The following is a 19,720-nucleotide window of genomic DNA, read 5'->3' on the forward strand; positions in this document are numbered from 1 at the left end:
TTACATCTCCCTTCCTTTCAGTGCATTCTTATCAGCGATACGCTGCAGGATTACGTTCATTACTACTACGACGAGGATGATAACACCCTTGATGGTATTCAGCCATAACTGGTTGAAGAATGGGATCAGCGGAAGTGCTTTTGCGATTGTTGCAAGGATCAGGGATCCGAGTAAAGCACCTACTACTGTACCACGTCCACCGCTCATGCTTACACCACCGATAACGCAGGCTGCGATAACGTCCATCTCACCGCCGTACTGCATATCAGGCATTGCGGATGCATATACAGAAACCTGAAGTGCACCGCCGAGACCTGCGAGAAGACCCATGATTGTATAAACAAGTAATTTGATATTTTTTACATTGATACCGGATACTTCTGCTGCACTCGGGTTACTTCCGACTGCATAGATCATACGGCCTGTTCTGGTCCATTTCATAAACCAGAAGAAGAATACATAGCATACAATAATTACCCAGATAACACAGTTTAATCCGAGGAATTTTGTTGTTGCGAAATTTTTGAATTCACCAAGTGCTGCTGCACTTGCCCATTCACCACCGTGAGATACCTGATAACCAAGTGCACGGTAGATGTACATGAAGCCCATGGTTGCAATGATCGGTGGTACATCTGCTCTGGAGATGATCAGACCAACGACTGCTCCGCAGACGATACCGATTGCAATTGCAATCACAAATGCGAGGAATGTGCTGGAGATATGTTCATATTTCAGAAGCATACCAATGCTCATACCGGAAAGTGCAAGTGTTGACATGATAGAAATATCAATACCGCCAACAAGCATTACACACAGCATACCAAGTGACATTACCATTGTTACTGCATTGTTTTTCAGCATATCCATCAGTGACTTAGGAGTCAGGAATGATGGGTTGATTGCTGTGATGATTACAAAAAGAACGATCAGGACAATCGCAAGCAGTGCTTCACGGGAGCCTGTGATCTTTTTCATAACTGATTTCTTTTCCATTATTCAGCACCCCCTGTATGTCCTTTTTCCATAGCAAGTTCGAGGATTCTTTCCTGTGTTGCGTCGCCACGGTTCAGTTCACCGGTCTTACGTCCGTTACACATAACGACAATACGGTCTGCCATACCGAGGATCTCCGGCATTTCGGAAGAAATCAGGATGATTGCATATCCTTTCTTTGCAAGATCTCCCATGATTGCATAGATTTCAGCTTTTGCACCTACGTCTACACCTTTGGTAGGCTCATCCATGATAACAACTTTCATTTCCTGACTTAACGCCTTGGCAACAACAACTTTCTGCTGGTTACCACCGGAAAGAGAGCTTGCCGGCTGGAAGATATCAACTGCCTTTGTATCAACTTCTTCGAGAAGTTTCTTGGCAAGATCACGCTCTGTCTTTTCGTCATTGATTCCGTTCTTCGCATATTTGCTGATGGTAGGAAGTGTTACGTTTCTTCCAAGTCCCCAGCTCATGATCAGACCTTCTTTCTGACGGTCTTCCGGAAGGAGAATGATACCTTTTTCCATTGCATCAGATGGTTTTTTGATATGAACTTCTTTACCTTCCAGATATACTTTACCGGAATCCGGCTGAGTGATACCACAGACAGCTTCTACTGTTTCTGTACGTCCTGCACCTACCAGACCGGTAAGTCCAAGGATCTCGCCGGCGCGAACGCTGAAGGATACATCTTTGAAGTAACCTGTTCTGGAAAGATTCTCAACTTTCAGCATCTCGTCTCCGAGTTTTACTTCCGGTTTCGGGAACAGATCTTTGATCTCACGACCAACCATTGCTTTAATCAGGTCTGCATTTGTAATTCCGTCAACATCGTATGTTCCGATGTACTGGGAATCACGGAATACAGTAACTCTGGATGCCAGACGATACATATCTTCAAAACGGTGAGAAATGAAGATAATGGAAACACCGTCAGCTTTTAATTTGTCAACCAGTGTATAAAGCTTCTCGGATTCGGATCTTGTCAGTGCTGCAGTAGGCTCATCAAGAATGATGATTCTTGCGTTAGTAGACATCGCCTTTGCAATCTCAACCATCTGCTGCTGAGCAACACTTAAAGTACCCATCTCTGCTGTTGCATCAAAATCTGCATCCAGCTGTTTGAGAAGTTTGTTTGCTTCTGTGTTCATGGCTTTCCACTGGATCATTCTGTTTTTGATGATCTCATGTCCCATGAAAATATTTTCTGCAACAGTCAGATGCGGATAGGATGTCGGATGCTGATATACGGCTGCGATACCTGCTGCCTGTGCATCTTTTGGTCCTTTGAAGTCAACCTTCTGACCATTTAAGAACATTTCGCCTTCTTCTGCCTTATGTACACCGGTAATAACTTTAATAAATGTAGATTTACCAGCGCCGTTTTCGCCCATAAGTGCGTGAACTTCACCCGGTTTTAACTGAAACTGTACGTTGTTCAGTGCCTTAACGCCCGGGAAAATCTTTGTTATGCCTTTAAGTTCAAGAACATATTCAGACACGGCTCTTTCCTCCCTTTTCTTAAATCTGATGTTATTATAACAGTAAAATCTTTTACCCTAAACAGGAAAATATTTCGAATCAGGGTAATATATTTTCCTGTTTTAGGCAAAATTTTACTGCATATGTATAAAATTTCACTGTTTCTATGTGAATTTTTTCCAGTTACCCCCGCCTGCCTTCGTGTAAGATTGACATAAGTTTTGGCTTTTGTTATATTTAATATATTAAATTTGAAGGGAATCCGGACAAATGAGCTTTCTCAATAAAGTCAAAAAAAAATTAAAAAACGGAAGCTGGTATCCTTTTTATAACTCCTTTTATGAAAATAATTCTCTTGATCCCCGCATGATTCTTCTTGAATCCAGAAGCGGCGGTGCTCTCGAGAGTAATATCCTTTCCTTATTAAGGGAGTTATCCAGAGAACCATACAAAAATTTCAACCTCGTACTTTCGGTACGTAAAAATGCCGAATCCGAAATCAAAGAAAAGCTGCGTAAAAACTCCATTCAGGGAGTTTCTTTTGTGCATACAGGATCTGTCTCCTATTACCGTGCCTTAAGCCGCGCCGGTTATCTGGTCAACGATTCCTCTTTTCCCGGCAGATTTGTCAAAAAAGAAGGCCAGATCTATCTGAACACCTGGCATGGTACCCCTCTTAAAAAAATGGGCCGTGACAACCGTCCGGAGATGGTGACGATGGGAAATATTCTCCGTAACCTTCTGGATTCCGACTATATTGTCTTTCCGAACCGCTTCATGGAAGAAAAAATGTCCGGGGCCTACATGCTCGACAGTCTGTACAGAGGTACCGTACTTCGTGAAGGCTATCCGCGCAACGATATTTTCCGTCAGAAACCTGATCTTTCCATGAAAGAGCGCGCTGGTTTCGCCGGTAAGACACTGCTTACCTACTTTCCAACCTACCGCGGTATTTTTAATCAGGTAGAGCGTCAGGAATACATGGAAACACTTTCTGCCAATCTCGCTCTCTGGGACAGCCAGTTAAAGGATGACGAGATTCTTCTTATTAAACTACATCCGTTCCTTCATGGTTCCGAATCTTTTGACGGTTACCGTCATATCCGCGCTTTCCCGACCGACTGGGATACCTATGAAGGCTTAAATCTCTGTGATGTACTGATCACGGATTATTCCAGTGTTTTTTATGATTATGCAAACACCGGCAAAAAAGTCATCTTCTTTGCCTACGACCGTGCAGAATACGAAAGCACCCGTGGAATGTATGAAGACATTGAGACTTATCCGTTCCATTATACAGAAGCTGCTGCCGAAGTCATTCCATATGCACATGCTGACGGCGGCACCCCGGATGAAGCATTTATGGAGAAATATGCCTCTTATGAAGATGGGCACGGTGCCGAAAAAATCTGCCGACAGGTATTCCTTCATGAAGACTGCTGCCGCCAGAAAAAATATACCGGAAATGGTAAGAAAAACATCCTGCTCTACGGTGGTGACCTCGATCAGAACGGTATCACCAGTGCACTGTACGCGATGCTCCACGAGCTGGATCTTACAAAATATAACTACTTTTTGTCTTTCCGTCTGATTTCTGTCAAAGATCATCCTGAAAGAATGGATCGTATTCCGGATCATATTGGTATCTATCCATTATCCAGCGAAATGAATATGGATGTACTTACCGGTTTTTCACTGATGCGCAAAATGCGCGGTGCAAACACTAATTCTATCAACAGACGGATCCATATTGCTTACCAACGCGAATGGAAAAAACATTTCGGCAGTACTGATTTTTCTGCCGTGATCCATTACAATGGTTACGAAGCTTACATCACTTCACTTTTTGAGGAATCACCATGTGGACGGACGATCTGGGTTCACAATGATATGGCCGATGAGATCCGCACAAAAGGAAACCAGAATATCTATCTTCTTCGAGAAGCTTATCAGAAATATGACCATATCGTTACTGTCAGTGAAGATATTCTCGATTCCACGATCCATGGCATTGGCGCAGATCCGGCCAAAGTTACCGTAGTCAACAACTGTCATGACTATCAAAGTGTAATTAAGCGCAGCGAGGAAATGCTTGCTTTTCAGGAAACAACGAAATCCACTGTTTCTGTCGATCAGCTTTCCAATGTTCTGTCAGGCAATGATACAAAATTTATCAGCATCGGCCGCTATTCTCCGGAAAAAGGCCATGTCCGTCTGATGAATGCATTCAACACCTACCAGGCTTCACATCCGGATACCTGGCTGATCATCATCGGCGGCGTTGGTACGCTCTATGAGGATTCTGTTGCACATGCAAAAAGCCTCGCTGCATCTGATCATATTATTTTGATCTACTCCATGCAGAATCCTATGCCGGTTCTGAAAAACTGCGACCTGTTTCTGCTTTCTTCTTTTTATGAAGGGCGCCCGATCGTACTTATGGAAGCTGCCTCACTTGGACTTCCACTTATGGCCTGCGACGTCAACGGCTGCCATGGATTTATGACAGAATATCACGGAACGCTTACCGACAATTCCGAAGAGGGAATCCTTCATGGAATGCAGCTTTTTGCTGAGGGTAAAGTGCATCCGATCCAGATTGATTTTGATAAGATCAATGCTGCCTCTGCTGCTCAGACCGAAGCTCTGATCGAAGACTGCATACACATTTCACATTCAGAAAGGACGCATTGACATGAGTAAAATTAAAAGCCTCGTGCTTGCAGAATTTCTGAAGCACTTTGCAGACAAAAAGCCGGATCCGTATATCTGGATTTTTTCCTCAACGGATAACCGGCATTATAACTACAACTCCCGTTATCTTTTTGAATATGTAAAAGATAATCTGCCGGAAATCACACCGCGATTTGTCATCAATGATCCGAAGCTTCGCGCGGAGCTCTCCGCCGAATACGGCAGCCAGTACTTTATCGAGACTGAAAGCGCATCCGGGATCCGATATGTTCTGAATGCCGGTGTCTGGTTTACTTCTGCCGGACTTCCTGCCTATGCGAGCGGTCTCGGCAAAAACAGACTGATCGTCAATCTCTGGCACGGCGTACCGCTGAAAAAAATCGCACTGCTCGATCCGAACCTCAAAAAGATGTCGCGTATCTATTTCCGGAAGATTTTTTCCGAAAACTATACGTACGTTCTCACAACTTCACATGCGCTTGTACCACTTATGGCAAAGAGTTTTGATATTTCTGAAGATCTTATCAAAGTATGGGGACAGCCGCGAAACGACGGCATGTTTCAGCCAAATGATCCTGCCTTGATCCTTTCCGGAATTTATCCGGATATCCCGGAATTTGAGCGAACGGTTCTTTATGCACCGACCTTCCGCGACTACGGCCAGGTACGGCTTTTCCCGTTCGATGATTTTGACCTGAACCGGATGGAGGCATTTCTCGAAGAACATAAGATGCTTCTTTTTATCCGTACACACATTGCCGAACAGGGATCTGCTACGCCATATCTCGGAAAAAGAATCCGTTTCCTCGGGAACGAACAGGCAGAGGATGTCACCGGAATCCTCAATATTTTTGACTGCCTGATCACGGATTATTCAAGCATTTATATTGATTATCTTCTGACTGACAAATCAATGATCTTTCTTCCATATGACCGGAAAGAATATCTGACCGGACGTGGTATGAATTTCGATTATGACGAAGTCACTCCCGGCCCGAAACCAGATACTTTCCAGAGTTTTCTGGATGCCCTTCTCACAGAGGATTCTCACTGGAAAACCGAACGCGACCGCGTCAATCTGCTTTTTAATGAGATTCATGAACCATGTTCCGCACAGATCTGTGAGCAGATATTAAAAAAGATCCAACAGTAACAGCTTTTTCACTACCAAGGAGAAAACCATGAAATTACTGATCGTAGATGATGAAGAGCTCACCCGCACCGGTGTGATCTCCTCTCTGGACTGGTCATCTCTCGGAATCGATGAGGTGATTCAGGCCGATGATGGTGTACACGGACTGGAAACAGCCAGACCATCGATGGCTGACTTCTGTCAGGATTTTCTTGACTTCCTTGCATCATTCCGTACGAAATGTATCTATCTCGAAAAGAAAATGCAGTATCTGGTCTATTTTCTTTTTTCGCAGGAAGCTCCGTCTTCCCACCAGATTCATGCAGCCGGAGAATACCTGTGCAGCCATTTTGAAAAATACGGCCGCTATACTATTGCTGTCGGCGATACCGTGTATGGACTGCCAAAAGCCTACCAGACTTATACTTCCGCAGTTATCCTTTTGCAGATACTCCTGCCGGTTCCTTTGCGGATATTCTTTCACGTCAGGATGCTGATGGCGCCAAAAAGTTTCTGGATATGCTGCATCAGAACTTTTTTAAAAATCACCGTTTTCTGCAGAATCCGGTCAAAGACTTGTATTACAAACTTTTTCTCTGTCTGGAAGATGCACGTCATCAGCAAAAAATTGCAGGTTCCGGTAATGTGGAAAGCATTGCCGAAACAATTGACGACTGTTTCACCTTCCCTTAATTGCATCAGACACTCGTGGACAAGACTTCTGAGTTTTTCCGCAAGGCAGAATCTTCCTCACAGGAAAATCCAACCATCTTTCTGATCAAAGATTATATCAGTCAGAATTATATGCATGAGACGCTTTCCGTCAAAGATATCAGCGAACACGTCTTCCTGTCTACTTCTTATGTGTGTACCTTTTTTAAGAGTGAGACTGGTCAGACTCTGAACCAGTACCTGACGGAATACCGCATGGAAAAAGCAAAGCAGCTTCTCAAAGATGCCCGGTTTAAGATCTCTGATATCTCTTCCCGGGTTGGCTACAGTGACGGCAACTATTGATGGCGTGGGAATTTTTCCGGAAATTCTTCCGACAATTCTCTCCGGAAATGGAAACAGTACTTCCGGAGGAACAAACATTGCAATTTACAATACGCACCGTCGTCTTCAGATTCTGTACGGACCAGACTACGGACTTACTTATTCCAGCGAGCCCGGTCATGGTACAGAAGTCGAAATACGAATACCTGCAAAAAAGGAGACCGCTTAAAAAGCGATCTCCTTTTTGAATATGAATATGTGTAATACAATGGTAGGCAAATCTTATCTTGTAACGATATCAACAGGTATGTTGAAGATCTTGGCAACCTTCAGAATTGTGTCGATATGTCTTCCTGTTGCAGCAGCCATATGATGTGTCGGGCCGGCTTCGCTCCAACGATTTACGAATTCTCTTGCACCACATGTGAAACGAGTTCTCATGTTGGTATCACCGAAGGAAAGGATCGGTCCCTCTTCGTTTACACCTTCTGCAACAACAAATTTGAAGTGTCCGTCGCCATCCTGTGTGATTGCAAGATAGGTAACCGGACCTGTATATGGATAGAACTGTGTCAGGTATCCGCCGCCTGTTTTGCCGTGGAATACCGGAACGATTTTCATGGTAGGTTTTTTATCGGAAATATCAGCATCTCCACTTCCAGAATGTCCGATGATGCAGATATCATCATTGAAGTCGATGGAATACATTTCAGAAAGCTGGCCTGTACCGGAAATTGTCTTAAGGATACTCATTGCCATAGCAACTTTCATATCACCTTCAACGGCGCATGCAGTACCCTGTTTGATCAGCATGGAGAATGCCGGGATCAGCATACTGTCAAGGACACCTGCTTTACCCTGTGCAAATCCGTCGTAATGGGAAGCAACCATGCTAAGGTGCTCGTCTTTTACCCATTTCTCGAATGCAACAACGTATTTTGCCATATCCCATACTTTTTCGATTGTGCCGCCGCCTTCGATATCGAAAGTATCAAGAATATCCTGAGCTTTTGCACGGATTGCTTCTTCATCTGTAATATCATCAGCGATTGCCCACATTTTTTCCCAGTCAAACTGTTTGGTGTACAGGAACATTCTGTTGTACAGGTTTGTCTCATCAATATAAAGATCCATCATACCCGGATATGGTCTTCCGATCTGAGCGATGTTAGTATCACGAAATCTTCTTCTTACCTGAGCTGCTTTACACCAGTCTTCGATCTCTGCCTGAACAGCCGGATCTCCGCCTTCTACAACACCGGTGATAACAGCATGTCTCTTGCCTGCTCTCTCGAGGTCAGCAACAGCTTCGCCAACAGCACCACAAGCATAACCTTCGCCAAGCCATGCAGCGATATCTGTGTGATCATAATCCAGTGCTTTCAATTTCTGAACGTTTACCAGAACAACCGGTACATCCAGGTCGCGGATTGCAGGAAGCATATTGTAAGATGTCGCATAAGTCAGCATCTGAAGGAATACAAGGTCAACGTCTGCTGCACGGAATTTATCTCCGGCTTCCATTGACTGCTCTTTTGTTGTAACCATTCCTCCGTCAATGATTTCTACTGTATCCGGAATTGTTTTTTTGAAGGCTTCATACTGTGCTTCAAACTCAGGTACCAGTGACGGGAACTGAGGCAGGTATGCGCCTAAAGCAATAGAGAATACACCGACTTTTGCTTTTGTGTTTACTAACATAGTAAAACCTCCTATTGATTGTTAAATAAAATATTGGTTTGCTTATTTATAGATTTTAATTCCAAAGGACTCGTGGATTGTTGTACGAGCTTCTTCAACAGATTTAAATTCGCCTTCCTTGATCATCTGTGCAGTGATATTTCCGATCGCAGTTGCTTCTCCAGGACCTGCATGAACTTCTTTACCTGTTGCCTTTGCTGTAAGTTCATTCAGATATCCCGCATTGGAACCACCACCAACTACATGGATACGGCTGTAAGTTCTTCCTGTAAGTTCTTCCAGTTCTTTTGCTGCTTTTGCATAGCACTCAGCAAGACTGGTGTAGATAACTGTTGCAATCTCGCCCATTGTCTCCGGAACCTGCTGTCCGGTTCTGCGGCAGTAGTCCTTTACTTCTTCTGTCATGTTTTCCGGAGAAAGGAAGCACTCATCATTTGCATCTACTCTGGATGGGAAATCCTTTGCTTCTTCTGCCATAGCACAGATTTCTGCAAAACTGTATCTGTCATTTACTTCATGACGAACTGACTGGATCATCCACAGTCCCATGATGTTCTTGATATAACGGAAGCGTCCTTCATAACCACCTTCATTTGTGAAGTTCAGTTCGCAGCTCTTTGGTGAACAGTCCGGAGTCTTTCTTTCGATTCCCATCAGGGACCATGTTCCGGAACTGATATAGATAAAGTCATCATCGTTTGCCGGTACTGCAAGGACTGCGGATCCTGTATCATGTGTTGCCGGTGCGACAACTTCTACGTCAAAGCCGACTTCTTTCTGAAGTTCTTCAGTCAGATGTCCTACACTTGTGCCAGGCATGATCAGTTTCTGGAAAATTCTTCTCGGATATCCCAGTTTGTCGATGATCTCATAATCCCAGTCTTTTGTCTGTGCATTTACCATCTGGCCTGTTGTAGCCTCTGTATACTCACAGGTCTTCTGTCCTGTCAGAAGGAAGTGGAAGTAATCCGGTACATGAAGAAGAGTCTCTGCCTGCTCCAGATATTCCGGATGTTTTGTCTTAACTGCCATAAGCTGATAAATAGTATTGTAAATAGCTTTCTGAATACCTGTTCTTGCATACAGTTCTTCAAATGGAATGATCTTGTAAACTTCTTCATCCATTCCCTCTGTACGATGGTCGCGGTATCCGACTGTGTTACCAAGTACCTTGTCATCTTTATCAAGAAGAACGAAGTCAACACCCCAGGTATCAACGCCCATGCTTACCGGAATCTTGCCAATCTCTTTACATTTCTTAAGACCTGCAACGATTTCTTTAAAAATACGGTCAAATTCCCAGCAGAGTTCTCCATCTTTCTTTACCATACCATTCTCAAAACGATGAATCTCCTCAAGCTCCATTCTGCCATTCTCCATGTGTCCAAGGATCAGACGTCCACTGGATGCTCCCATGTCTACTGCTGCGTAATACTTAGCCATTGTAAAAACCTCCTAAATGTTTTTCTTTTATACAGCAAATTTCTTTGTGCAAACTGCTGTATATCCATTCTCGTTTTCTTCTTAATAATAACATAATACAACAAGGTTCTTCAAGTGTGAAGAACCTTGTTTGTTTAAAAAAGTGTCTTTATTTGCAATCATTTTACAATCTGCCCATAATAAGCGTTTGCGCCGTGCTTTCTGTAATAATGTTTATCCTGAAGTTCCTGTGGTGCCGGTTTTACCTGCGGATTGATAAGTTCACAGCGAGATGCCATTTTTGCAACTTCCTCAAGTACAACTGCATTATGTACTGCCTCATGAGCATCTTTGCCCCAGGTGAATGGTCCGTGGTTTTTGCAGAGTACTGCAGGAACTGCCTCGTAATCTTTGTCCTTAAAGTAATCAGCGATCAGCACTCCTGTATTTTTCTCATATGCCTCGTCGATTTCTTCTTTTGTGAGGTTTCGCACACAAGGTACTTCTCCATAGATATAGTCTGCATGTGTGGTTCCATAGCACGGAATGCCTCTTCCTGCCTGTGCCCAGCTTGTTGCCCAGGAAGAATGTGTATGTACGATTCCACCTATGTTCGGGAATGCATTGTACAGCACAACATGTGTTGCGGTGTCAGAGGACGGATTGTACTCACCTTCTACTTTGTTTCCCTGAAGGTCAACAACAACCATATCTTCCGGTTTGAGCTTATCGTAATCCACACCGCTTGGTTTAATTACAAAAAGTCCCTTCTCACGGTCGATGCCGCTGACATTGCCCCATGTAAATGTCACCAGCCCATATTTCGGCAGATCCATATTTGCTTTGTAAACTTCTTCTTTTAATTTTTCTAACATTGTTCTTTCCCCCTACCATTTTATTTCTGAACATCCAGTATCGGACACATCATTTTTACTGCACCATCAAGATCTTTTTTCCATTCCGGATTTCCTGTGTACCAGAATTCCGTCACAAATCTGCGCACTCCCAGATCCCATGCCTTCTTTATTGCCGCCTCAAAATCCACGTGTCCGGTTCCATACGGAATTTCCCTGAATTTTCCAGGAACTGTTTCCTTAAGATGAAGAGAAGTCAGATTTCCTCTGCCAAGTTCCATATCCTCAAGTACATCTGACTTGTAAAGAACCGCTGCATTGGTGAGATTTCCGATATCCGGATAGACTTTAAGATAATTGGAGCCACACAGTGTTACATATTTCATGGCTTTCTCAACCGTATTCATAAATTCATTTTCCATCGTCTCAAGTCCGATGAGCACGCCGGTCTTTTCTGCCAGTCTTGCAGCCTTTCTCAGATTTTCAAGAAATCTGTGTTTTGTATCCAGTGTTGATTCTTCATAATAAACATCATATCCCGGGATCATCACAACACGGATTCCAAGATCATCTGCTAGCTGAAGTGATTTTTCCAGGATCGCCATTCCTCTTGCACAGCATGCTTCATCACTGCTTCCGATCGCATATTTGGTAAGTGCACTGACACACATTGTCCGGATCGGAATTCCGGTCTCATACATGGTTTTTACAAGTTCCAGGCGTGATTCTCTGTCCATATCCAGCCGGGCGATTTTTTCTTCTGTTGCATCAATACTGATTTCAACATAATCATAGCCTGCTGCCTTTGCCGCCTCCAGTCGTTCTTTCCATGTCAGCGTACCCGGCATTGCCTTTTCATACAGTCCAAGCTCATATGCCTTACTCATTCTGTGGTTTCTCCTTTTCCTAGTTTCTGAAATACTTCCACGCACCATTCAGTCCGTCGATCACCGCACGGTATGCCTCATATTTTTCTTTGTAGATATCTGCATATTCCGGTCTTGGCTGTATTGTCTTGGTGATCTTCACTGTACGTCTCATTGCATCCTGATAATCTTTATAGATTCCTGCTGCGATACCGGCCGCCATAGCTGCACCCTGTGCACCAAGCTCTTTGTCCTCGATCACATCGATCGGAAGCTGAAGTGCGTCTGCAAAAATCTGTACCCATACATCTGAATTTGCAGCGCCTCCGGAAAGTCGTACACTCTTCGGACGTTCACGGTTTCTCAGCAGTTTGTTGACATGGGTCACATGGGAGAAAACAATTCCCTCATAAACTGCACGAAGCATATGTTTCTTATTATGGTAAGCAGTCAGGCCTACAAAGGTTCCCTTTGCCAGTGGATCTTCGTTGGAGCCGTTCAGGAATGGAAGGAAGATGATATTGTTGTCCTGCGGCTCGATAGAAGCTACCCACTCATTGGTGATATCGTATACGGAGCCTCCGTTTTCTTTCGCTTCTGCTTTTTCATAACTCATAAGATTGCGGATGAACCACTCCATATTTCCGGCAGATGTCGGGCTGCTCTCCTCGATCAGATAATATCCCGGCATACAGAACAGAGAATTCAGTGCAACTGTGCCGTTTGTCACAGGTTCTTTCGAAATATACTCGTTGATACTCCAGGTTCCGGCCACCATACACATCTGTTCTTCATCAGAAAGTCCGGATGCGATTCCGCATGCGTTGATATCAAACATACCTGCAGCTACCGGGATTCCCTCCGGAAGACCGGTCTTCTCACTCGCTTCTTTTGTCACATGTCCACAGATATCGGCAGCGTTGCGAAGCGGTGGAAGCTTGTCGTAGCATTCTTCCAGATCAAAAAGCTTCATCAGTTCACGGTCATGTTCGTGTGTGATCATATTGACAAGATTTGATCCGGAACAGTCTGTGTATTCACTGTATGCCTCTCCTGTCAGCATGTAACGGATATAATCTTTTACTGCAAAGATATACTGTGTTCTCTCAATGACTTCCGGCATATTTTCTTTGAACCATGCCAGGATGCTTACCGGCTGTACTGCCAAAATGTCCTGCAGAGTTTTCTCATAAACCTTTTTGTCAGTGCCATCCTCATGCCATCTTTTGACCTGTGCCCAGGCTCTTGTATCCGTAGAAATGATTCCGTTATAGGAAGGCTTTCCATCATAGCCTACCATGTACAGACCTTTTCCATGTCCTGAAAAAGAAACCCCTGCAATGTCCTTTGGATCGATATTACTCTTCTCGATCGCATTACGTACAGCCTGTGCATTTACCTCCCAGAGTTCATCCATATCCCTTTCTGTATAACCTGGCTTCGGAGTGATCGTCACAGTCGGTACACTGGCCACAGAAATCTGCTTTCCGTCTTCATCAAAGAGCGCTGCCTTTGAAAAAGTACCCCCATTGTCAATCCCCATTAAGTATTTCATGCCATACCTCCTCTTTTTATATATGATTTTTTATTTTAATTCTTCCAGAAGTCTGTCCAGCTTCTCTGTCATTGTCTTTACATACAGTTTATTTGTATGTGCTGCTTTTGTGCCATCCTCATAGATGACCGTGTAGAAATTCTGGTCTTCTTCATAATATGTAATTTCTTTCTTTGAACCATCCGTCAGTGTATATACAAGCTTCAAAGCCTCATCTCCGGTTTCTTCCGGCACGCTCTCCAGACGTTCCTGGGCGGTCACACTGACACATGCATAGTAGAAATCTGTAAATAATTTTTCATCCACTTCCTGCTCATCTACAAGCCATTTTACTGACTCCAGACCACCCTTTGTCGTCTGTGTTTCTTTTCTGAGCACATGCGTTGCACCATCTCTTGTAACTTCAAGTTTATCAAGATCCCCAATCGAAACAAAGCTGTATGTCAGACTCCAGTAAGAAGCCGCACTGGATTTCAGAAGGTCTGTCAGATACTCTCCACGAATCGTATGAATCTCCGGAAGTTCATTCAGCCTTGCATAATAGTTGCCGTTTTCATCCTCATCGCCTACGGAGAGTTCAAACTCTTTTGCTTCTTCTCCGTCTTTGTATTTTACGGTGAGTACCATCTGCGGATCGTCCAATCCATATTTTACATAATCGGAACAATTGTATTCAAGATCCTGATACCAGATAATATTGGACACATTATCCTGGACCATGCCGACCAGATTCAGGTTTGCAAGCTGGCTTTCTCCCTCTTCATCCTCCACCGTACACTGGTCATCCCCTGTCATGATAAGGACATAAGAATCTTCTTCCTTGTCCACATCAAACTCTGTCATCGTTTCCGGTTTTACCTTCGGGAAGTCCGTATAGGCTGCAAAATCCTGCAGCTTACCTGCGAAATCCGAGTCAAAGGCAGTTTTTGTCATATAAACCTTATCTAATTTTTCTTCTGTCTGGAAGTACAGTTCATGCGTGGACGTATTCTTATCTCCGATATACAAATCCCTCTCTGTTCCGTCAGAAAGTGATATCTGAATCGTATTTGCCGGTTCTTCCAGTCCGAACTGCGCCAGATCCCCCCTTGCGTCCAGCTCTCTGGTACAGCTCACAGAAGAAATATCTGCAAGCAGCTTCTGGATCTTATTTTCATTCATCTGAAATACAGAGTCATCCGGACAGATCCAGGTGTCATTCTTTTTTTCAAAGGTCAGTATCCCGTCGTCACCGCTGAAAGAAATACTGCTCACTTCATCCGTGTCTGTCTCAAACACAACAGATGCCGCAGCCTCTTCCTGCTCTTTCTGGCTCTCTGCCTCTTTTTGTTTATCTGAGTAACGCAGAAGAAACAGATAGGCCAGTCCTGCAAGGATGACCAGGATCAGTGCAATGACCAGTTTTTTTATTTTTTTTCCATCCATCAGCGTTTTCTCCTTGATGCCCAGACTGCCAGTCCTGCAATAATAAACAGAAGTGGAAGTGTAAATACACAGATCGCTGTCCATATATTTGCTGCCCGGTCTGTCAGTGTCAGATATTTGACCTGAAGGCTCTTGGTCTGTACTGCTGCTGAAGTTTTTTCTCCATTGCAGAGGTAATTTACAGTTCCGCCGAGAAGCTGTGCATTGCTTCCGGATACAGCCTGATTATAATTGGATTCCAGCAAATATCCTGTACTGTAATAGACGATCTCCGTATCAGCCTCATCATCGTTGTTCGTATCTTCCTGGATCAGCATACCGATCGTAAACGGACCGCTCTTATCTCCCTTTTCCTTCTCAGAGGTTGTCATGTTTTCCACATCTTCTTTGCTGTAGGATGTATCAGAAGTCGTCAGAAACGGCTGATAGGTGATGGAATCTCTGTGTGAATCCGAAGTAAGGATTCCCTGGCTCATCGGTGCCAGAACAGAACCATTGCCATATACATTTTCGGTAATTGCCGAATAACTGATATCCGGAACCAGACAATACTGATAAGACATATATTTATCAGAGTCGCCTTCCAGGATGATTCCTTTTTCTCTTTCAACTCCATAATTTGCGAGGATGGAGTCAAAATTCGGCATATCCTCTACGGTATAATTTGAGAAGATAATTGCTTTGCCTCCGTCTTCCAGATAATCAATGATCTTCTGTGCTTCTTCCTCAGAATAATCTACCGTCGGCGTATTGATAAGAATTGCATCTGCATCATCCGGAACCTTATCTGTGGTCATCAAATTCAGCGTCAGTGGATTTACATTATCCTTGGAGATCACATCTCCAAATGCACTTCCAAGTGCTGTCTCACCGTTTCCGCTTAAGATATACAGATTCGGGATGTCTTTGGCTGTCACATAATCTACAGCACTTGTTATCATTCCCTCGCCGTCAAATCCGGTCTTTACATAACTGTAAGTATTATAGTTCATGCTCTCCACATACATGGAATCCGCATTCACTACCTTGCTCACATCACCGCTGACCGCGATCACACTGTTATTCGCAACATCTTCCTGGGTATATTTGGAAGTAAATCCCGGATACAGTGCCGGATCGATCTGCTCTACCTTAATGTGGGAGGATGCAGACTCATAACGGTCCAGAAGCTTCTGGATCGTGTCGTCTTCTTTTCCGCCTTCACAGATATAATAAAGTTCCACATCCTGATCCAGATTTTTGAGTATTCCTGTCGTAGTATCGGTCAGTGTATACAGTTTTGCGTTGCTGAAATCAAACTGGGTTACTTTGACCGGAAGATGATTCACGATCAGATTCACTATGATCAGTCCTGCCAGAAGCAGTACGGTAAGCAAAATACTGTAAGAACCGTTTATCAAAATTTTGCTGCTCTGTTTGTTGTCTTTATTCTTCATGTCCCTACCTCCTAGTTCCAGCGTCTTTTTGCAATCGTCTGAACTGTCAGGAACAAAAAGAAAACAATAACAGATACATAGTACACGATCGCGGATATATCCAGAATACCGTCAAAGAAATTTGTCAGCCTTCCATTCATATAAAATACAGACAGAACCTTGCGGAAGCTTCCTTCCAGAAGAGATGCTTTTGCAAAATAAACCACCTGGAGTGCCACCTCAAGAAGCACGCCTGCTCCGATCACAACCTTGAGATTTCCGATCATATTATAGACCAGGGCCATCACAAGAACAATCACTACAGTAAATGCACTCACAGATGCGATTGCAGTATTAGGAACCATTTTTCCGATCGTGTTCATCAGATAGCAGACCAGCAGAGTTCCGAATGTCATAACCGCTGAGATCACCGGATTTTCTGTGACCGATGAGAAAAATACTCCGATTGCAATATTGGCACAGCCGAGGAGATAGAATCCAAGGATTGAAAAATATGCTGCCGGAAGGTTTACTGTTCCAAACATAGTAAGAATCAGCGGATAAATGCAGATGATCAGCATCGGAATGGTGAACAGAACTACAACTGCCAGATATTTACCGATCACAATGTCTTTTACTGTCATTGGCAATGTAAGTAATAACTGATCTGTTTTCTGTTTTTTCTCCTCTGCCAGAACACGCATCGTCAGGATTGGGACAAATACCAGAAAAATAAACTGAACATTCTGGAGTACCAGTTCAAATCTCGGCGAAGCAAGATTCAGATTCTGATAGGCAAAATATAGGCTTACGACTGCCAGCATAAATGCAATAAACACATATCCGATCATTGAGATCCGATAACTTCTTAATTCTTTTCTACATACAGCGATCATGCTCTTCCCTCCTCAGTAATTTCAAGAAAGATGTCTTCCAGCGACATTCCTGCCCTGCTGATCTCAAGAAGCGGGATTCCTGCCTCTGCAAAACGGAAGAATAACTGTTTTCTGTAATCCGCCTGATCCTGTACTTTCAGCTGGAACCTGTATGTCTCAGCTTCTTCTGCTTCTTTCATATCAGCGATACTGAGTGCCGGGAATTCACGCAGGATATTCTGGATCTTTTCCAGTTCTCCCTGTGCACTCAGACACAGGATATCCTGTCCCTTAAACAGTTTTTCCAGATTTTCTGTACTGTCACTCACTACCAGATGTCCCTTGTTGATAATGACTACATGGTCACACACTGCCCCGATCTCAGAAAGAATATGCGAGCTTATCAGAACGGTGTGATCTTCTCCCAGCCGCTTTATCAATGTGCGGATCTCTATGATCTGCTTCGGATCCAGTCCGACGGTAGGCTCATCAAGAATAATGATATCCGGATTTCCGATCAGTGTCTGTGCAATTCCGACTCTCTGTTTATATCCTTTGGAAAGATTTTTGATCAGTCGGTCCTTCATATTGGTGATCATCACTTTTTCCATGACATCTCCTATCATGGACTTTCGTTCTGATTTCGGCACGCCCTTGAGATCTGCCACTGTGAACAGATACTCCCAGACTGTCATGTCCATATACAACGGGGGAATTTCAGGAAGATATCCAATATGCTTCTTGGCCTCTTCTGCCTCTTTAAAAATATCATGTCCTTCAATAATGACTTCCCCTGATGTCGCGGCAATGTAGCCGGTCATTATATTCATTGTAGTTGATTTTCCGGCACCATTTGGTCCTAACAATCCATAAATCTTTCCTTTTTCAAGTGAAAAACTGATGTCCTGTATGGCAAAATGATCTCCGTATTTCTTTGTAAGATTTCTAACTTCAATCAAGATATTCCCTCCTGTTGATCAAACTCTTCCCCAATTATAATACATTATCAGAAAATATGCCACTGTCGTCCCTGATATGTATGAAAGAAAAGGCGTCCGCCCGCGGGCGAACGCCTTTGTTATCACACTTCTAATTTATTTCCATTAAACAGAACTGCAATACAGATTAAAGTTTGTCAACCCACTCTGCCATGTTGTCTTTGTAGAATACATAAGGCTGACCTGTAAGAACGCCTGTGCCACCATCGCCATTGTCTTCAGCGGTGAATGTCTCAGCATCATATTCGCCCCAAGCTTCCATATCAACAGTTGATCCTTCGGATCCGTCGAATCCATCATTCTGAACTGCCATCTGGATAGCTGCTGTAGAAGCTCCAAGATGAGATACATCCCACAGCATCATGTATGGGCAAACAAATGAGAACTCATCATCATCTGCTGTAGCCGGCATGTAGTTCTTCATTTCTGAAGGAAGTCCAAGACCTGTCAGTTTGATATCAGATTTAGCCTGTGTAAGAACTTCACCTGCTGCTGCGATACCAACTGTTGTTGGGGAGATGATTGCATCTACATTGTTTTCAGCCAGGAATGCCTGAGCCTGTGTAGTAGATTTTGTTGCTTCGTCATCACCATATTTCTTGTTGAGTTCCGGGCTTACCTTGCCTTTGTAGATGTCTTTCTGAAGTTCCTTCTCCATAACTGCGATCCATCCATTCTGTACAGGTGTATCAATACCAGCGGAAAGAACACCAAGTCTGATCTCGTCTCCGTCGTAATCAGCCAGAGCTGCCTCTACAGTTTTTTCCATTGTTGCGTCTTCCGGATCATAAGCTACGCCAAGAACCTGAAGAACTGCTGCACGAACCTGCATAGCTCCGATATCTTCTGTGGATGCCTGATTGTTGTGAGTTACACGGTAATCAGCAGATGCAGAAGAGTCAACGGATACGATCGGAACACCCTTTTCCTGAGCTTTTCCAAATACTTCATCAAATCCTGTGTCACCATTTGTAGAAATGGAGATGGATTTGCATCCCTGAGTAATTGCTTCGTCAATGAGCTGTACCTGAGCTGCTACAGTTGTCTCAGCCGGTGATTTCTCTGTGCAGTTTTCCCCAACCTGCTCCATATAAGATGAGAAACCTTCATACATGATAACACCAAATGCGTTACCTACGGATTTGAACATAAATACGTGGGAACCAGATACATCTGATGTGTCACCTGCTGCTGAAACTGCTGCCGGAGCTGCCAACGCCATTGTTGTTGCAAGGCCCATAGCCATTGCCTTTTTGAGATTTTTCTTCATGAAACACTTCCTCCTTTTTTATATATATAAACATCT

17 protein-coding genes are annotated in these 19,720 nt (G+C 43.7%); 5 read left to right on the plus strand and 12 right to left on the minus strand.

Going from position 1 to position 19,720, the window contains the following annotated elements; all coding sequences use genetic code 11:
• Together BQ7344_RS06335 and BQ7344_RS06340 are read right to left on the minus strand one after the other, a co-directional pair.
• Complete coding sequence (locus BQ7344_RS06335) at positions 1-996, minus strand: ABC transporter permease (protein ID WP_072521892.1); 996 nt, start codon at positions 994-996, stop codon at positions 1-3.
• The gene (locus BQ7344_RS06340) at positions 996-2,501 is read right to left on the minus strand and encodes a sugar ABC transporter ATP-binding protein (RefSeq protein ID WP_072521893.1); all 1,506 of its coding nucleotides are present in this window, start codon (positions 2,499-2,501) and stop codon (positions 996-998) included. The genes BQ7344_RS06335 and BQ7344_RS06340 overlap by 1 nt, the downstream gene beginning before the upstream one ends.
• Positions 2,502-2,751: 250 nt before the next feature.
• Between BQ7344_RS06340 and BQ7344_RS06345 the strand changes: the two genes are divergently transcribed.
• The 5 genes from BQ7344_RS06345 to BQ7344_RS06365 are packed head-to-tail and all read left to right on the plus strand — an operon-like array spanning position 2,752 to position 7,532.
• Positions 2,752-5,175 carry a CDP-glycerol glycerophosphotransferase family protein gene (locus BQ7344_RS06345; protein ID WP_072521894.1) on the plus strand — a complete coding sequence of 808 codons (2,424 nt, stop codon included), beginning with the start codon at positions 2,752-2,754 and terminating at the stop codon, positions 5,173-5,175.
• Between the two features lies 1 nt (position 5,176).
• Positions 5,177-6,328, plus strand: coding sequence for a CDP-glycerol glycerophosphotransferase family protein (locus BQ7344_RS06350; protein WP_072521895.1), 1,152 nt, complete (start codon positions 5,177-5,179; stop codon positions 6,326-6,328).
• 28 nt (positions 6,329-6,356) lie between these two features.
• Positions 6,357-7,085, plus strand: coding sequence for a response regulator (locus BQ7344_RS06355; protein ID WP_072521896.1), 729 nt, complete (start codon positions 6,357-6,359; stop codon positions 7,083-7,085).
• Between the two features lie 26 nt (positions 7,086-7,111).
• Positions 7,112-7,324, plus strand: a complete 213-nt coding sequence (locus BQ7344_RS16470; RefSeq protein ID WP_072521897.1) for a helix-turn-helix transcriptional regulator — start codon at positions 7,112-7,114, stop codon at positions 7,322-7,324.
• On the plus strand, positions 7,308-7,532 hold the full coding sequence (locus tag BQ7344_RS06365; RefSeq protein WP_235816060.1) for a sensor histidine kinase: 225 nt from the start codon (positions 7,308-7,310) through the stop codon (positions 7,530-7,532). Before BQ7344_RS16470 ends, BQ7344_RS06365 begins: the two co-directional genes overlap by 17 nt.
• A 53-nt stretch (positions 7,533-7,585) precedes the next feature.
• On the opposite strand, the gene BQ7344_RS06370 is transcribed toward BQ7344_RS06365, so the two are convergent.
• The 10 genes from BQ7344_RS06370 to BQ7344_RS06415 all read right to left on the minus strand — a co-directional run bounded on the left by BQ7344_RS06370 (position 7,586) and on the right by BQ7344_RS06415 (position 19,684).
• Positions 7,586-9,004 carry an arabinose isomerase gene (locus tag BQ7344_RS06370; protein WP_072521898.1) on the minus strand — a complete coding sequence of 473 codons (1,419 nt, stop codon included), beginning with the start codon at positions 9,002-9,004 and terminating at the stop codon, positions 7,586-7,588.
• A gap of 42 nt (positions 9,005-9,046) precedes the next feature.
• Positions 9,047-10,447: a rhamnulokinase gene (gene rhaB, locus BQ7344_RS06375; protein ID WP_072521899.1), complete on the minus strand. Its 1,401-nt coding sequence runs from the start codon at positions 10,445-10,447 to the stop codon at positions 9,047-9,049.
• Between the two features lie 158 nt (positions 10,448-10,605).
• On the minus strand, positions 10,606-11,301 hold the full coding sequence (locus tag BQ7344_RS06380; protein ID WP_022214484.1) for an L-ribulose-5-phosphate 4-epimerase: 696 nt from the start codon (positions 11,299-11,301) through the stop codon (positions 10,606-10,608).
• A 20-nt stretch (positions 11,302-11,321) separates the two neighbouring features.
• A complete protein-coding gene (locus BQ7344_RS06385) occupies positions 11,322-12,167 on the minus strand; it encodes an L-ribulose-5-phosphate 3-epimerase (protein WP_072521900.1) in 846 nt (281 codons plus the stop codon).
• 19 nt (positions 12,168-12,186) lie between these two features.
• Positions 12,187-13,701, minus strand: a complete 1,515-nt coding sequence (locus tag BQ7344_RS06390; protein ID WP_072521901.1) for an FGGY-family carbohydrate kinase — start codon at positions 13,699-13,701, stop codon at positions 12,187-12,189.
• 30 nt (positions 13,702-13,731) lie between these two features.
• Positions 13,732-15,126, minus strand: coding sequence for a DUF4340 domain-containing protein (locus BQ7344_RS06395; RefSeq protein WP_072521902.1), 1,395 nt, complete (start codon positions 15,124-15,126; stop codon positions 13,732-13,734).
• A complete protein-coding gene (locus tag BQ7344_RS06400; protein WP_072521903.1) occupies positions 15,126-16,562 on the minus strand; it encodes a GldG family protein in 1,437 nt (478 codons plus the stop codon). Before BQ7344_RS06400 ends, BQ7344_RS06395 begins: the two co-directional genes overlap by 1 nt.
• Before the next feature lie 11 nt (positions 16,563-16,573).
• Positions 16,574-17,437, minus strand: coding sequence for an ABC transporter permease (locus tag BQ7344_RS06405; RefSeq protein WP_072521904.1), 864 nt, complete (start codon positions 17,435-17,437; stop codon positions 16,574-16,576).
• Entirely contained in the window at positions 17,434-18,375 is a 942-nt protein-coding gene (locus tag BQ7344_RS06410) for an ABC transporter ATP-binding protein (protein WP_072521905.1), read from the minus strand. The genes BQ7344_RS06405 and BQ7344_RS06410 overlap by 4 nt, the downstream gene beginning before the upstream one ends.
• Before the next feature lie 166 nt (positions 18,376-18,541).
• Positions 18,542-19,684, minus strand: coding sequence for a substrate-binding domain-containing protein (locus BQ7344_RS06415; RefSeq protein ID WP_072521906.1), 1,143 nt, complete (start codon positions 19,682-19,684; stop codon positions 18,542-18,544).
• Between the last annotated feature and the right edge of the window lie 36 nt (positions 19,685-19,720).

It is taken from the genome of Blautia sp. Marseille-P3087, assembly GCF_900120195.1.
Taxonomy (GTDB): Bacteria; Bacillota; Clostridia; order Lachnospirales; family Lachnospiraceae; genus Blautia_A.